This is a genomic window from Gaoshiqia sediminis, from assembly GCF_025907915.1.
Taxonomy (GTDB): domain Bacteria; phylum Bacteroidota; class Bacteroidia; order Bacteroidales; family Prolixibacteraceae; genus Gaoshiqia; species Gaoshiqia sediminis.
This window is the reverse complement of record NZ_JAPAAF010000008.1, coordinates 1-14,517: the sequence shown is the minus strand read 5'-3', so window position 1 is coordinate 14,517 and position 14,517 is coordinate 1. Positions and strand designations below refer to the sequence as shown.

General features: G+C 45.9%; 12 protein-coding genes. 7 read left to right on the top strand and 5 right to left on the bottom strand.

What is annotated here, in order from left to right; genetic code table 11:
- Window positions 1-89: 89 nt before the first annotated feature.
- Together N2K84_RS07775 and pulA are read left to right on the top strand one after the other, a co-directional pair.
- Window positions 90-635, top strand: a complete 546-nt coding sequence (locus tag N2K84_RS07775; protein ID WP_282591227.1) for a hypothetical protein — start codon at window positions 90-92, stop codon at window positions 633-635.
- Complete coding sequence (pulA, locus tag N2K84_RS07770) at window positions 635-2,572, top strand: type I pullulanase (protein ID WP_282591226.1); 1,938 nt, start codon at window positions 635-637, stop codon at window positions 2,570-2,572. Before N2K84_RS07775 ends, pulA begins: the two co-directional genes overlap by 1 nt.
- Here the strand turns inward: pulA and N2K84_RS07765 are convergent.
- Entirely contained in the window at window positions 2,569-3,777 is a 1,209-nt protein-coding gene (locus N2K84_RS07765; protein WP_282591225.1) for an alanine dehydrogenase, read from the bottom strand. The genes pulA and N2K84_RS07765 overlap by 4 nt on opposite strands.
- 55 nt (window positions 3,778-3,832) lie before the next feature.
- The gene (gene tsaE, locus N2K84_RS07760) at window positions 3,833-4,315 is read right to left on the bottom strand and encodes a tRNA (adenosine(37)-N6)-threonylcarbamoyltransferase complex ATPase subunit type 1 TsaE (RefSeq protein WP_282591224.1); all 483 of its coding nucleotides are present in this window, start codon (window positions 4,313-4,315) and stop codon (window positions 3,833-3,835) included.
- Window positions 4,316-4,379: 64 nt separating this feature from the next.
- On the opposite strand from tsaE, the gene gcvH reads away from it, so the two are divergent.
- Window positions 4,380-4,760 (top strand): glycine cleavage system protein GcvH, encoded by a 381-nt coding sequence (gcvH, locus tag N2K84_RS07755; protein WP_282591223.1) that lies wholly within the window; start codon window positions 4,380-4,382, stop codon window positions 4,758-4,760.
- A 158-nt stretch (window positions 4,761-4,918) separates the two neighbouring features.
- Here gcvH and infB read toward each other — a convergent pair whose 3' ends face one another.
- The 3 genes from infB to rimP all read right to left on the bottom strand — a co-directional run bounded on the left by infB (window position 4,919) and on the right by rimP (window position 9,732).
- Window positions 4,919-7,912, bottom strand: coding sequence for a translation initiation factor IF-2 (gene infB, locus N2K84_RS07750; protein WP_282591222.1), 2,994 nt, complete (start codon window positions 7,910-7,912; stop codon window positions 4,919-4,921).
- 109 nt (window positions 7,913-8,021) lie between these two features.
- Entirely contained in the window at window positions 8,022-9,257 is a 1,236-nt protein-coding gene (gene nusA, locus N2K84_RS07745; protein ID WP_282591221.1) for a transcription termination factor NusA, read from the bottom strand.
- A 13-nt stretch (window positions 9,258-9,270) separates the two neighbouring features.
- Window positions 9,271-9,732, bottom strand: a complete 462-nt coding sequence (rimP, locus tag N2K84_RS07740; protein ID WP_282591220.1) for a ribosome assembly cofactor RimP — start codon at window positions 9,730-9,732, stop codon at window positions 9,271-9,273.
- Window positions 9,733-9,900: 168 nt separating this feature from the next.
- Between rimP and N2K84_RS07735 the strand changes: the two genes are divergently transcribed.
- From N2K84_RS07735 to lpxA, 4 genes are read left to right on the top strand one after another with little or no spacing between them, the layout of a single operon-like run.
- On the top strand, window positions 9,901-11,208 hold the full coding sequence (locus tag N2K84_RS07735; RefSeq protein WP_282591219.1) for an HD domain-containing protein: 1,308 nt from the start codon (window positions 9,901-9,903) through the stop codon (window positions 11,206-11,208).
- 38 nt (window positions 11,209-11,246) lie between these two features.
- Window positions 11,247-12,293 carry a UDP-3-O-(3-hydroxymyristoyl)glucosamine N-acyltransferase gene (gene lpxD, locus N2K84_RS07730; RefSeq protein ID WP_282591218.1) on the top strand — a complete coding sequence of 349 codons (1,047 nt, stop codon included), beginning with the start codon at window positions 11,247-11,249 and terminating at the stop codon, window positions 12,291-12,293.
- 20 nt (window positions 12,294-12,313) lie between these two features.
- Window positions 12,314-13,702, top strand: coding sequence for a bifunctional UDP-3-O-[3-hydroxymyristoyl] N-acetylglucosamine deacetylase/3-hydroxyacyl-ACP dehydratase (locus N2K84_RS07725; protein WP_282591217.1), 1,389 nt, complete (start codon window positions 12,314-12,316; stop codon window positions 13,700-13,702).
- Between the two features lie 23 nt (window positions 13,703-13,725).
- Entirely contained in the window at window positions 13,726-14,508 is a 783-nt protein-coding gene (gene lpxA, locus N2K84_RS07720; protein ID WP_282591216.1) for an acyl-ACP--UDP-N-acetylglucosamine O-acyltransferase, read from the top strand.
- The last annotated feature ends 9 nt before the right edge of the window (window positions 14,509-14,517 follow it).

The following is a 14,517-nucleotide window of genomic DNA, read 5'->3' as shown; positions in this document are numbered from 1 at the left end:
GGAATACGGTGATTTTCTTTTTGGTAAAGTGTTAACACGGGTGTCATGACACCGTACTTTTTTTATTTTTACAGGCAAAAGCTGTTAACATGAAGAACCTTTTTTTATTGGTCCTGTTTTTTTTTCCCGCACTCTCCTATGCTCAAACTGAAGTTGGCTCCGAACCCGGCAAGCTTCTGGTGATTATTTTGATCATACTGGCCTTGCCCCTGGTATTGTTTCTGTTGAGCAAACTGCGGAAGGAAAAAGCGGCTACCACGAAAAGTCGTTCCCTTTTTTCCTTTGGCAGGCTAAGGGTTGAGTTGCTGAAGGACCGGAAATATCGCCCACGAACTTTAACAATGCGGGTAAAAAACAATAAGCGGAAAGACGTCGACGTTCAAGCACCGGTGCTGATGTTCCGTAAGTTATGGTCGGTCCGTAAGTTTAAGTTGAAGGGGATGGACCGGTACGTAATTTATCCGCTTTACCTGGAGGCAGGTAAAACCCATGAACTTCACATCAACCTGGGGGTTTTTCATGAACACGATCGCAGTCTGGCTACGTATTACTGGGCAAAAGTAATTGTACAGGATACCCACGGACGAAAATATACGTCCAGGTATATCACGCTTCGTAAAAGTTTGTTTTCATAATGCGCAACTGGAAATTTAACCATATCGATTTTTCAACTTTCCCGTTTTATGGCGGCAATGATCTTGGCGTTTTCCTTACCGAAAAGGGAGCCAGTATTAAAATCTGGACGCCCACGGCCCAGGCGGTTCAGTTCCTGGTTTACAGGCAAAGCCATGGCGGTACCCCCATTCGGATTGATGAACTCGTGCCCTCGGAACAGGGTTGCTGGAAACTTGAATTGGATGGCGATCTTGCAGGTCTGTACTATACCTTTCGGGTGAATGATGGCGATTGGCTGAACGAAACGCCGGGGGTTGATGCCCGAGCGGTCGGAGGAAACGGTAAACGTGGCCTTTTTTTCAGACCGGAAGAAACAAATCCCGAAGGTTGGGAGAGCGACAAACCGGTCGTACTGGAAAACCCGGTGGATGCCATTCTTTACGAATTGCATATACGCGATTTTTCGATAGCTCCAGGATCGGGAATGACAAACAAGGGAAAATATTCGGCTTTTATGGAAGCAGAGACTCGCAGTCCCGAAGGATTGGCAACAGGTATCAGTCACCTGAAAGAGCTTGGAATAACACATGTGCACTTGCTTCCCGTAGCCGATTTTTTTTCGGTGGATGAACTTCACCCGAATGAAAAATACAATTGGGGTTATGACCCGTTGAATTATAATACGCCGGAGGGCAGTTATGCTACCAATCCGGAAAACACGTCGCGTATTACCGAATTTAAACAGTTGGTGTTGTCCCTCCACGATGCCGGAATTGGTGTGGTGATGGATGTTGTGTACAATCATACAGGCTACACACGCCGGTCATGGTTCAACCAAACGGTGCCGGGGTATTATTACCGTCAAAACCGGAGCGGTGGATTCTCGAATGCCAGCGGTTGCGGAAACGAGATTGCTTCCGAACGTGCCATGGTCCGGAAATTTATGGTTGACTCCGTTTGTTATTGGGCAACCGAATTTCACATCGATGGGTTTCGTTTCGACCTGATGGGGATTCACGACACGCAGACGATGAATGAAATTCGCGCTGCACTGGATCTGCTGCGACCGGGTATTCTTATATACGGCGAAGGCTGGACGGCTGATCAAAGCCCTTTGGCGGAGCAGTATCGGGCCGTGAAGGCGAATGTTTCCCAACTCGACCGGGTGGCTTGCTTTAATGACGACTTTCGGGATGCACTGAAAGGGAACAACTTTGATGGTAACGGAAAAGGGTTTGTAAACGGCAAAACACTGCACGAAGAAGCTATCAAATTTGGCATCGCTGCTGCATGTTATCATCCGCAAATTGTTTACAGTTATGTTGAAAGTTCGTCCTATGCCTGGGCGCAGGAGCCGTGGCAGTGTGTCAATTATGTATCCTGTCACGATAACTATACCTTATTTGATAAGCTTAAACAGAGTTGCCCGGAAGTAGCGCCTGAACGGATTAAAAGGATGCACATGCTGGCAGTGGCACTGGTGCTTACTTCGCAAGGAATTCCTTTTTTACATGCGGGGGTGGAATTTTGCCGGACCAAGTACGGAAATCACAATTCATATAAATCCCCGGATAAGATTAATCAGTTGGACTGGTCGCGCAAAAAGGAATATCAGGATGTTTTCTTATACATTAAAAAACTGATTGAATTACGGAAAAGCTTTCCCGGCTTTCGGCTTCGATCAGCTTCAGATATTCACCGGCACCTTATATTTTCGCCGGTTTATCAAGTTGGTGTTGTTTCGTATGGTCTTGACTGTGTGGTTAACGAATATGATTGGAGGAGCATGCAGCTGATTTTTAATGCCAGGGAAACAGAAGTGGAAGTTGAGCTGCCGCAGAATGGACACTGGACGATACTGGCCTTAGAAGATCTGATTGATTTGCGGGGTATGCAGCGGCTGGAAACCAATACGGTGTCGGTTCCTCCGGTTTCCATGATGATCCTGGCGCACTAAAATACGGCCAACAATAAATCGATATCTTTGGCTTGCAGGTTGAGTTTTTCACCCAGATCGTGGTTGGTAAGAATTCCGTTGTAAATGTAAATACCTCTCCGGAATCCTTTCGAATTTTTGATGTAGTTCTGAATACCGCCAATTTCGCCAATGGAGATAATAACTGGTGTCAGTACATTGCTGAGCGCAATGGAAGCTGTTCGCGCAACAAGCGACGACATGTTGGGTACACAGTAATGAACGATTCCGTGTTTCACGAAGGTCGGATTGTTCAGATCGGTGCACTGACTTGTTTCGAAACAACCTCCCTGGCTGATATTCAGGTCGATAATCACGGATCCCTTTTTCATTCGTTGTACCATTTCTTCCGAAACCCGGAATTTGGGGCTTGAGTTGAACGACATGGCTCCCATAACCACATCGGCCGATTTTAATGCTTTCTTTAAAACAGTTGGGTACAGCACCGACGTGAAAATGCGCTGTCCGAGCCGTTCTTCCAGTTGGCGTAATTCAAAGATGTTGTTGTCAAAAACTTTCACGGTAGCCCCCAGTCCCAGTGCCGCCCGGGCAGCAAATTCGGCAGCTGTGGTTGCTCCCAGGATTACCAGCTCGGTGGGGGAAATTCCGGTGACCCCTCCCAGCAGAACCCCCTTCCCGTTGCGGGAATTGCTCAGGTATTCGCTGGCAATGGTGATAGCAGTTGCACCCGAAATCTGGCTCATCAACCGCACAACCGGTAAGCAGTTTTCTTCGTTTTCCATGTACTCGTAGGCAATCGATGTTACCTTTTTCCGCATCATGTTGTGGATCGATTCGCTGCAATGAGTGTGTAGCTGCAGGTTCGAAATCAGGGTTTGGTTGCCTCGGAGCAGTTCAATTTCATCCTGGTCAAATGGGGAAACACGTAAAACAATGTCGCACTGAAAAACTTCGGCTTTTTTATCGACCACCACGGCGCCGGCTTTCCGGTATTCTTCGTCGGTGTAATTGGCAGCCTTTCCGGCATTGGTTTCTATATAGATTTCGTGGCCATAGGAAACGAGCAGTTCAACAGCCTCAGGCGTCAGCGGGATCCGGAATTCCACCTTCGAAAAATCGGAAGGGATGCCGATGGTGATTTTCTTTCCTTTTCGGCGGATTTCCAGCATTTCTTCTTTGGGGACAAACAAGGTTGCCAGTTCCGGGGCATGTTCTTTTTCTGTCATTTACCGATGGATTGGTCGTCCAAGTTACTCTTTCTGTGGCAATAATCAAAACGTCCTAAAGCCGGAAAGCTTTTATCTGTCGGGCCGTGGGCGAGATTTCTTCAATATGCACTTCTACAAGGTTTTCGGGGAGCAAGGGTTCAATTTTTTCGGGCCATTCCATAAAACAATACTGGCCGCTGTAAATATAATCGTCAAACCCAATGTCGAGAGCTTCACCTACATCTTTGATGCGGTAAAAGTCGAAGTGGAAAATTTTTTCATCGCCTGCTGTGTCATATTCGTTTATCAGGGCAAAAGAGGGGCTGGTGATGTTGTCAACCGATCCCATAGCACGGCACAACGCCTTGATGAAAGTTGTTTTTCCGGCGCCCATTTTGCCGTAAAAGGCAAAGATACGGTCATCTTGAAAAACTTCTAAAAGTTGCTTGGCGGCCTGCTTCAGCCCATCTACCGAATTGACTTGTATGGATAGCATGATTTTCCTGAATTTGGGTGCAAAATAAGAAACTTCCGTTAAAATACTTTTGCCTGCCATTCGTTAAATTTTTGTTTAGAAAAAATGTGTTACATTTGAAAAAAATACAACGAAACTTGCAATTATGAATCTGCCTGAAAACTTAAAGTACACAAAAGAACACGAATGGGTTCGTGTTGAGGGTGATGTCGCAGTGGTTGGCATTACCGATTTCGCTCAGGGCGAACTGGGTGATATTGTCTTTGTTGAAATTGAAACAGTTGGGGAAACCCTGGCAATGGGTGAAACTTTTGGTACTGTTGAAGCTGTTAAAACAGTTTCGGACTTGTTTATGCCGGTTGGTGGCGAAGTGCTTGAACTTAACCCAGCGTTGGAAGACAGCCCGGAGCTGATCAACAAAGATGCCTATGGAGATGGTTGGATGATTAAGGTAAAAATGGATGATGCGTCGCAACTGAACGACCTGATGGACGCTGCTGCCTATAAGGCAATGCTCGAAGCTTAACCTAAAGAGATTCTTAGATCGATAAAATGTCCCCGGAGTGCATACTTCGGGGATTTTTGTTGCTAAACATCGTGTGGTTTTTCCCTGAGAGCTTACTGTTCAAAATAAAAAATCCGGCTCAATGGCCGGATTTTTCTATATCTGTTTTAAGGTATTTCTTACAGCGTTTTGGCTACCTCAATTTCGTGGAACGATTCGATCATGTCGCCCTCTTTGATATCGTTGTACCCATCAATGTTCAACCCGCATTCATAGCCTTTGGCTACTTCTTTCACGTCGTCCTTAAAGCGTTTCAGCGATCCAAGTACTCCGGTGTAGATAACGATTCCATCGCGAATGATCCGCGCTTTGTACGAGCGGAAAATCTTTCCGTCACGGACAATACATCCGGCCACGGTACCCACTTTCGTAATTTTGAAAGCGGTGAGTACTTCGGCTGTACCCGTAATTTCTTCCTTGATTTCCGGAGAAAGCATCCCTTCCATCGCCGATTTGATTTCGTTGATGGCATCATAGATGATGGAGTACAGGCGGATATCGACTTCTTCTTTTTCAGCCAGGCGGCGTGCTTGCAGAGAAGGACGTACCTGGAAGCCTATCACGATGGCATCGGAAGCGGTTGCCAGCATAATGTCCGATTCGGAAATGGCGCCAACTGCTTTGTGGATTACGTTCACCTGAATTTCTTCGGTCGATAGCTTGATCAATGAATCTGACAAGGCTTCGATTGAACCGTCCACGTCACCTTTCACAATCAGGTTCAGCTCCTGGAAGTTGCCGATAGCAATACGGCGGCCAATTTCATCCAGCGTAATATGTTTCTGGGTGCGGAGCCCTTGTTCGCGTGAAAGTTGTTCGCGTTTATTGGCAATCACGCGGGCTTCGCGCTCGTTTTCAAGCACGTTGAATTTGTCACCGGCCTGCGGCGCACCGTCCAATCCAAGGATGATAACCGGTTCAGAAGGCCCGGCTTCCTGGATACGCTGGTTCCGTTCGTTGAACATGGCCTTTACGTGTCCGTAATACTGACCGGCCAGCACAATGTCGCCTTGGTGCAAGGTTCCGTTTTGAACCAGCATGGTGGCAACATAACCACGACCGCGGTCGAGTGATGATTCAACAATAGTACCGGTAGCACGTCTGTCTTTATTGGCTTGCAGCTCCAGCATTTCGGCTTCGAGCAATACTTTTTCAAGCAACTCGGCAACGTTGGTACCGTTTTTGGCTGAAATGTCCTGGCTCTGATATTTTCCACCCCATTCTTCAACCAGAAAGTTGAGATTGGCCAGTCCTTCTTTAATTTTCTCCGGATTGGCGCCGGGTTTGTCAATTTTATTGATAGCAAACACGATAGGCACACCAGCAGCCTGGGCATGGTTGATGGCCTCTTTGGTTTGCGGCATGATATCGTCGTCGGCCGCCACAATGATAATAGCAATGTCGGTTACCTGAGCACCCCTGGCGCGCATGGCGGTAAACGCTTCGTGCCCCGGAGTATCCAGGAAGGTGATATGACGGCCATCTTCGAGGGTCACGTGGTAAGCGCCAATGTGCTGGGTTATTCCCCCGGCTTCACCTGCAATTACATTTGTGCTTCGGACGTAGTCGAGAAGCGAAGTCTTACCGTGGTCAACGTGCCCCATTACAGTAACAATAGGGGCGCGCGGATGTACTTTATCGGGCAAGTCTTCATGCTCTTCAATGGCTTCCAAAATGTCGGCACTTACAAATTCTACCTTGTAGCCAAATTCATCGGCTACAACGGACATGGTTTCGGCATCGAGCCGTTGGTTGATCGACACGAACAGCCCAAGGCTCATACATGAGGCGATGACCTGGTTGACACCGACATCCATCATGGTTGCCAATTCGGAAACCGATACGAATTCGGTTACCTTGAGTATGTTCTTCTCGGTAGATTGTTTTTCGTGTTCTGCAGCGGCTCGTTCGCTGGCGGCATGTCGTTTATCACGACGATATTTTGATCCTTTGGATTTTCCTTTGGTCGAGGTTAACCGGGCCAGCGTGTCTTTGATTTGCTTTTGAACGTCTTCTTCACTGACTTCTTTCTTGATTACCCGCTTTTTACCTTTACCAGCCTGCTGAGGAGCCTGCCTTTGAGGTCCGCTGCCAGGTTGCTGCGGTTTACTTACGTTGATACGACCGTTTGCATCCTTTTGAATACGACGGCGTTTTTTCTTCTGGCTTTGTGCCGAATCATCGCTGGATGAGGCAACAGGTCTTCTTTCGGGCAGGTCGATCTTGCCAACAACCGTTGGGCCGGACAATTTATTTACCCGTGTTTTTATTTCCTGACTTTCCGGAGTGGTTGGTTGCTCCTGAGGTGCTGGTCTTTTTTGTTTTTCACGTTCGCGGCGCTCGTCTTCTTTTTGTTTTTTTGTCTTTTTTGCCGGGCGTGTTTTTTGGTTCAGGGTGGACAGGTCGATTTTCCCAACTACCTTAACTTCTTCAACTTTAGGAATATTGGTTGGCATTTGTTCCGGTTCTGCCGGTTTTGTTGCCACGCCTTCTTCGGTTGGTTCTTCTTCGGTTGGTTTCTTTTCTTCCGCTTTAGGAGCTTGTGGTTCCGGTTGGGGAACTTCTGCTTGTTTTTTGATCACCTGAACTTTTTCTTTCGGAGCTTCCTCTATAGGCTTTTCGGCTGCTTTCGGAGCTTCTTCTTTCTTTTTATGCAGGTTGTCCAGATCGATTTTCCCCAGAATTTTGGGTTTTTCAATCTGTGGAGCATGCGTTTTTTCAACTTGTTCAGACGGGGCGTGAGGTTTTGGGTGCTTTGACGAAATGATGTCGCTTTTTGAGCTGCTCAAATCGGTTATACGGATTTCGTCCGCCGAGTAATCATCCTCTTCTTCATCCGAAGTGTCCGGTTCCTCGTGCAGGTCGTCCAGAGTGATTGTTTCTTTTTTTGTACGCTGGCTTTTCAGGTTGATCTTTTCTGATTCTTTTTTGAGGCTGATATCACTTTTATACTCTTTTTCGAGCAGGTGATAGGCATCCTCCGAAATCTTTGTGTTTGGATCAGTATCAACATCGAATCCTTTTTTGTGCAAGAATTCTACAATGGTTGAAAGTCCAACGTTAAAGTCTCGTGCTACCTTACTAAGTCGCGTATTTTTGTTGCCAATTGTCATATACCCAATCTGTTTTTTTAATCTTCTTTAAGCGTTGTTGAGAAAATCATGCAATTTTACTCAATTTATTTAAAACCTGACAGGCGAAAGGTTATTTTTAGTTTAATACTTACTCAAACTCCGATCGAAGGATGCGTAACAATTCATCGATGGTTTCTTCTTCCAGGTCGGTGCGTTTAATCAGGTCGTTCCGGCTCATGCTCAGTACGTTTTTGGCCGTGTCAAGTCCAATCGACTTAAGTTGGTCGATTACCCAGCTTTCAATTTCATCGGCAAATTCATCCAGGTTAACGTCTTCATCGTCAGCTGCCATTTCGCGGTAAACATCAATTTCGTAACCTGTCAGTTGGCTGGCCAGCCTGATATTAAGGCCGCCTTTCCCGATGGCCAGCGAAACCTCGTCGGGCTTCAGGTAAACATCAGCTCGTTTGGTGTCCTCGTGTATTTTGATTGAGGAAACTTTGGCCGGGTTTAGTGCCCGCTGGATAAAAAGTTGCAGGTTAGACGAATAGTTGATCACGTCAATGTTTTCGTTCCGCAGTTCGCGAACAATGCCGTGAATACGGGATCCTTTCATCCCAACGCAGGCGCCTACGGGATCAATTCGTTCGTCGTATGATTCTACGGCCACTTTGGCGCGTTCGCCGGGTACACGAACAATCTTTTTAATGGTAATCAGTCCGTCGAAAATTTCGGGGACTTCCAGTTCGAACAAGCGTTCGAGGAATACCGGCGAGGTGCGCGACAGGATGATCAGCGGATTGTTGTTCCGCAGTTCCACTTTGTAAACTACTGCGCGCAGGGCATCACCTTTCCGGAAATAGTCGGTGGGTATTTGTTCCTGTTTGGGCAGGATCAGTTCATTACCTTCGTCGTCCAGGATCAGGATTTCCTTTTTCCACACCTGGTAAACTTCGCCGGTTACAATGTCACCGATTTTGTTCTTGTATTTGTTGTAGATATGGTCTTTTTCGAGTTCAAGGATCCGGCTGGCCAAGTTTTGGCGCAGGTTCAAAATCGCCCGTCTTCCAAAATCCTTAAGCTTCACTTCATCGGTAACTTCTTCGCCAACTTCGTAGTCTTCATCAATTTTTTTGGCGTTCGTCAGCGTGATCTGTGTATTTGGGTCCGAAATTTCGGCATCTTCTACTACGATCCGGTTTCGCCAGATTTCAAAGTCGCCTTTGTCGATGTTGATGATGATGTCGAAGTTTTCGTCGGTGCCGTATGTTTTTTGCAACACGTTCCGGAATACGTCTTCCAAAACACTCATCATAGTGACCCGGTCAATGTTTTTCAGGTCCTTAAATTCGGAAAAGGTATCGATTAGATTAATATTATCCATCTTGCCCCGGTTTTTAGAATTTTATAATGTTTTTAACTGTTTTTGCTTCGTCAAACGAAATTCGGTGTAACTGAGTTACCAATTCTTTTTTCTTTTTGCCTTCTACTTTTTCGGCTTTGGTGGTTTCCAGCTCAAATCCGTTTTCGTCGGTTTGTTTCAGGATGCCTTCCAGTTTTTGACCATTTTTCAATACGACTTCAACCTCTTGCCCAATGTTTTTAAGGAACTGGCGTTGTACCCTGAACGGGTGTCCCAGTCCGGCTGACGAAACCTGAAGTTCAAAATCTTCGGCTTCGCGGTCAAGATTGTGTTCTATTTGCCGGCTGATTTGTACGCAGTGGTCAATGGTAATACCTGTTTCACTGTCGAGCAGTACCGAAATCTGGTTTGCCGGACTGACTTCAACCTCCACGATAAACTGGTCGTCAGTCAGTTTATCTTCAATTAATTGGATTATTTTATTCCGGTCGATCATAATACACGGCTAATAAAATAGGGGACTTCAGGTCCCCTATGTAGCGGTTTGTGTTTAATTGTCAGCGCAAAAATAAGAAAATCTATTCAAACCACAAAATATGGAAATAAATGATTCTCAGGAAAAAGTCGCTTGCACCAGGCTGACTTTCGGGCAAAACCGCCTGAAATGAAAAAGTTTTATATTTTTGTTGCGTCTATATTTTTGAACAGACAACCGAACAGCTTGAAAACAAATAAGAAAAAGATTATTAACGACCCGGTTTTCGGGTTTATCACCATCCAATCCGAACTAATCTTTGATTTAATTGAACACCCGTATTTTCAGCGATTACGAAGGATAAAGCAACTGGGCTTGTCGTGTATTGTCTTTCCGGGCGCTAACCATACCCGGTTCGAACATGCGGTTGGTGCCGTTTATCTGATGCGATCGGCAATTTCGGTTTTGCAGTTGAAAGGGGTGAAGATTACCCGTGATGAAGCTGAAGCGGTTACTGCCGCCATTCTTTTGCACGATATTGGGCATGGGCCCTTCTCGCACGCGCTTGAACATTCTATTGTTGACGGCATTTCGCACGAGGAGATTTCGGCCATGCTTATGGAGGATCTGAACCGTGAGTTTAATGGCAAGCTGGATTTGGCCATTCGGATATTTAAAAACGAATACCCCAAAAAATTTCTTCACCAACTGGTGGCTAGTCAATTGGATGTTGACCGCCTGGACTACCTGAGACGCGATAGTTTCTTTTCGGGCGTTACGGAGGGGGTTATTGGCTCTGACCGTATTATTAAGATGCTGAATGTGCGTCGGGGCGAACTGGTGATTGAAGCGAAGGGAATTTATTCCATTGAAAAATTTCTGATATCGCGCCGCCTGATGTATTGGCAGGTGTATTTGCACAAAACGGTCCTATCGGCCGAGTACCTGCTGGTGAATGTGTTGAAGCGAGCCAAAGAGTTGGTGATGAGAGGCAAGCGGCTTTTTGCTACCCCCGAACTAGAGGTTTTTCTTAAGAATAGAATTACAATTGACCATTTTTTATCCGGGCAAGCTTTTCAGGGCCGTTCATTACTTTCGATTTTCGCAAGTTTGGACGACAGCGATTTGTTTGCTTCCATTAAGCAATGGCAATACGAGGAAGATCCGATACTGGCTTATCTGTCCGGATGTTTGATCAACCGGAAGCTGTACCGGATAAAAATCAGTAAGCAACCTTTTTCGGAAGCTTCTGTTCGCACCCTTCGAGAAAAAATACGCCTGCATTTTGGGGTAGATGAAACGGATGTGGATTATTTTCTGGTCCATGATTCAATCACCAACAGCGCCTATGCAGCCGGTGATGATCAGATCAATATCTTATTTAAAAACGGGAAAGTAAGCGAGATCAACGAAGCCACCGATATTAACCTGTCCAGTTTGTCCCAGTCGGTGAGGAAATATTTTATCTGTTATCCGAAAGAATTGGACATTAAGTAATTTAAACCTATTTTTGCACGGCGCCAAGAGAATAATTTATGGAGTTTAAAGCAATTAATATCGCTGATTTTCTGTATGGTACAGTTGAGGGCGATGAGAATATCAGCGTAAGCAATGTTTCCAGAATAGAGGAAGGGAAACCAGGGACTTTGGCCTTTTTGGCTAATCCCAAGTATGAAAAGTTCCTCTACGAAACGGAAGCTTCCATTGTACTGGTGAGCCGGAATTTTGTTCCGGAACGGCCGGTTTCCTGTACCCTTATCCGGGTTGATGATCCTTACCAGTCCATTGCTTCGCTGTTGGAAATGTACCAGCAAGCTAAGATGCAAAAATCAGGTATCGAACAACCTTCCTATATCGATTCTTCGGCTACAATTGGAGACGGGATTTACGTGGGCGCATTTGCGTATGTGGGTGCAAAAGCGATTGTTGGCAAACAGGCAAAGATTTATCCGCAGGTATTTATCGGCAGTAATGTAAAAATCGGGAGCAATACCATTATATATGCTGGCGCTAAGATTTATGATGATACGGTTATTGGCGACAACTGCATAATACATGCTGGTGTCGTAATCGGCTCAGATGGTTTTGGCTTTGCACCAACCGAAGACGGTTCTTACAAAAAGGTTCCGCAAGTGGGCAATGTTATTATCGAAGATGATGTGGAAATTGGAGCTAATACCACCATTGATTGCTCCACGATGGGCTCCACCATTATCCGAAAAGGAGCAAAATTGGACAATCTGATCCAGGTTGCACATAATTGCGAAGTGGGTGAAAATACGGTCATGGCCGCCCTAACCGGTATTGCCGGATCGACCAAAGTGGGCAAAAACTGTATGTTTGCCGGTCAGGTTGGCATTGCCGGTCATATCACGATTGGTGATGGTGTAAAAATTGGCGCTATGGCTGGCGTTTCAAATAGCATTAAGGCCGGGAAAACCGTTCTGGGAGCACCGGCCATGGACCACGACAGGGCTTTGAAAACATACGTGGTGTACCGCCGCTTACCCGAAATGCGCGATCAATTGATTGAGCTTCAAAAAGAGATTAAGGAATTGAAATCAAAATTGAACGAAGAATAGCTTCGGATACAGAAGTGAAGATGACAGAGAAACAGAAGACTTTAGCTACGGAATTCTCCCTTAGCGGTAAAGGTTTACATACCAGTTGTTTGGTAAATGCCGTGTTTAAACCGGCTCCCGAAAATCATGGAATCAAATTTAAACGCGTTGATCTGGATGGCCAACCGGTCCTCGAGGCTGATGCTTCGCTGGTCGTAGATACTTCGCGAGGAACGGTGATTGCCAAAGGCGAAGCCCGGCTAAGTACCATCGAACATGCGTTGGCGGCCATTGTGGGGATGGACCTCGACAATGTATTGATTGAAGTTGACAATCAGGAAATGCCGATACTCGATGGCAGTTCACGGTTTTACGTTGATGCGATCGGGAAAGCAGGAATAACAGAACAAAATGCCCTTCGCGAATATCTGGTAATCCGGGAAAAAATGGCGTTCAAAGATCCCCAAACCGGGTCCGAAATAATTGCCCTTCCGGATGATGATTACCGGTTGAATGTGATGATATCTTTCAATTCGAGCGTGCTCAGCAACCAATTTGCCTCACTGGACTCCATTCGTGATTTTAAAACAGAGGTAGCTAATTGCCGAACATTTGTATTTCTTCGCGAGCTGGAATTCCTGCTTCAAAATAACCTGGTAAAAGGTGGCGATTTGGACAATGCCATTGTTATCATGGACCGTGAAGTGGAACAGGAGGAGATGGATCGGTTGGCGAAACTGTTCAATCACGATCGGGTAGAGGTAAGCAAAGAAAAAGGTATCTTGAATAACCTGGACCTTCAGTTCGACAATGAATGTGCCCGCCATAAACTGCTTGATGTGATCGGCGACCTCAGTCTGGCCGGTATGCGTATTAAAGGGCGTATTATTGCTACCAAACCAGGGCACAAGGTAAATACCGAATTTGCCAAATTATTGAAAAAGGAAATTCAACAACGCAAATCAAAAACCGCTGCCCCGGAATACAATCCGGAAAAGGAACCGGTACTGGATGTCTGCGTCATTAAAAAATTCTTGCCACATCGTTTTCCGTTCTTGTTGGTCGATAAAATTATTGAACTGACTGATGACCATATTGTCGGTGTGAAAAACGTAACCGTAAATGAACCGTTCTTTCAGGGGCATTTCCCCGGCGAGCCGGTTATGCCCGGAGTTTTGCTCGTGGAAGCGATGGCTCAGTGTGGCGGACTTTACGTATTGCACAACCGGGAAGGAAAATACTCGACTTATTTCATCCGGATTGACAACGTGAAATTTCGCAAAAAAGTAGTACCGGGCGATACACTCATTTTTAAAATGGAACTCACCAGTCCTATCCGCAGGGGCATCGCCAATATGAAAGGTTTGTGTTTTGTGGGTAAAACCATTGTTGCTGAGGGCGAATTCATGGCCCAGATTGTAAAAGCTTAAAAACGATTGAAAACAATTATAAGATGAAACAACCATTAGCTTACGTACATCCCGAGTCTCAGGTGGCTGATAATGTGGTGATCGAACCATTTGTTACCGTTGATAAAGATGTCGTTATCGGGGAAGGTACGCGAATTGGCTCCAATGCCACGATTCTGCCAGGAACACGTATTGGCAAAAATTGCCGGATTTTCCCGGGTGCCGTGATTGGTGCTGTCCCCCAAGACTTGAAATTCAAAGGAGAATATACAACCGTGGAAATTGGCGACAATACCACCATTCGTGAATGCGTAACCGTAAACCGGGGTACCATTGCCCGGGGTAAAACGGTTATCGGGAGCAACTGCCTGATCATGGCCTATGTTCATATCGCTCACGACTGTATCGTTGGAAACAACGTAATCCTGGTAAACAGTACCCAGCTTGCCGGTGAAGTTACGGTTGATGATTGGGCAATCATTGGAGGAATGAGTGCCATTCACCAGTTTGTCCGGGTAGGCACCCATGTGATGATTTCCGGTGGTTCTCTGGTCCGTAAGGATGTTCCCCCGTTTATCAAAGCCGGACGTGAGCCGCTTTCATACGTGGGTATCAACTCTATCGGTCTGCGCAGGAGAAACTATAACAATGATAAAATCCGCGAGATTCAGGATATTTACCGCTATATCTATCAAAAAGGGTTGAATACAACCCAGGCGATCGAAATTATTGAAGCCGAAATGGCAGCCACTCCTGAACGTGATGAAATCCTGCTGTTTGTAAAAGATTCGAAACGAGGAATTATTCGCGGGTATTTCCCCGATTAATTGGCTCTA

What these genes read in the sequence shown, in the direction of transcription:
- N2K84_RS07775 (WP_282591227.1), top strand. Translation starts at nt 90, where the DNA reads ATGAAGAACCTTTTTTTATTGGTCCTGTTTTTTTTTCCCGCACTCTCC.
- pulA (WP_282591226.1), top strand. Translation starts at nt 635, where the DNA reads ATGCGCAACTGGAAATTTAACCATATCGATTTTTCAACTTTCCCGTTT.
- N2K84_RS07765 (WP_282591225.1), bottom strand. Translation starts at nt 3,777, where the DNA reads ATGACAGAAAAAGAACATGCCCCGGAACTGGCAACCTTGTTTGTCCCC.
- tsaE (WP_282591224.1), bottom strand. Translation starts at nt 4,315, where the DNA reads ATGGCAGGCAAAAGTATTTTAACGGAAGTTTCTTATTTTGCACCCAAA.
- gcvH (WP_282591223.1), top strand. Translation starts at nt 4,380, where the DNA reads ATGAATCTGCCTGAAAACTTAAAGTACACAAAAGAACACGAATGGGTT.
- infB (WP_282591222.1), bottom strand. Translation starts at nt 7,912, where the DNA reads ATGACAATTGGCAACAAAAATACGCGACTTAGTAAGGTAGCACGAGAC.
- nusA (WP_282591221.1), bottom strand. Translation starts at nt 9,257, where the DNA reads ATGGATAATATTAATCTAATCGATACCTTTTCCGAATTTAAGGACCTG.
- rimP (WP_282591220.1), bottom strand. Translation starts at nt 9,732, where the DNA reads ATGATCGACCGGAATAAAATAATCCAATTAATTGAAGATAAACTGACT.
- N2K84_RS07735 (WP_282591219.1), top strand. Translation starts at nt 9,901, where the DNA reads ATGAAAAAGTTTTATATTTTTGTTGCGTCTATATTTTTGAACAGACAA.
- lpxD (WP_282591218.1), top strand. Translation starts at nt 11,247, where the DNA reads ATGGAGTTTAAAGCAATTAATATCGCTGATTTTCTGTATGGTACAGTT.
- N2K84_RS07725 (WP_282591217.1), top strand. Translation starts at nt 12,314, where the DNA reads ATGACAGAGAAACAGAAGACTTTAGCTACGGAATTCTCCCTTAGCGGT.
- lpxA (WP_282591216.1), top strand. Translation starts at nt 13,726, where the DNA reads ATGAAACAACCATTAGCTTACGTACATCCCGAGTCTCAGGTGGCTGAT.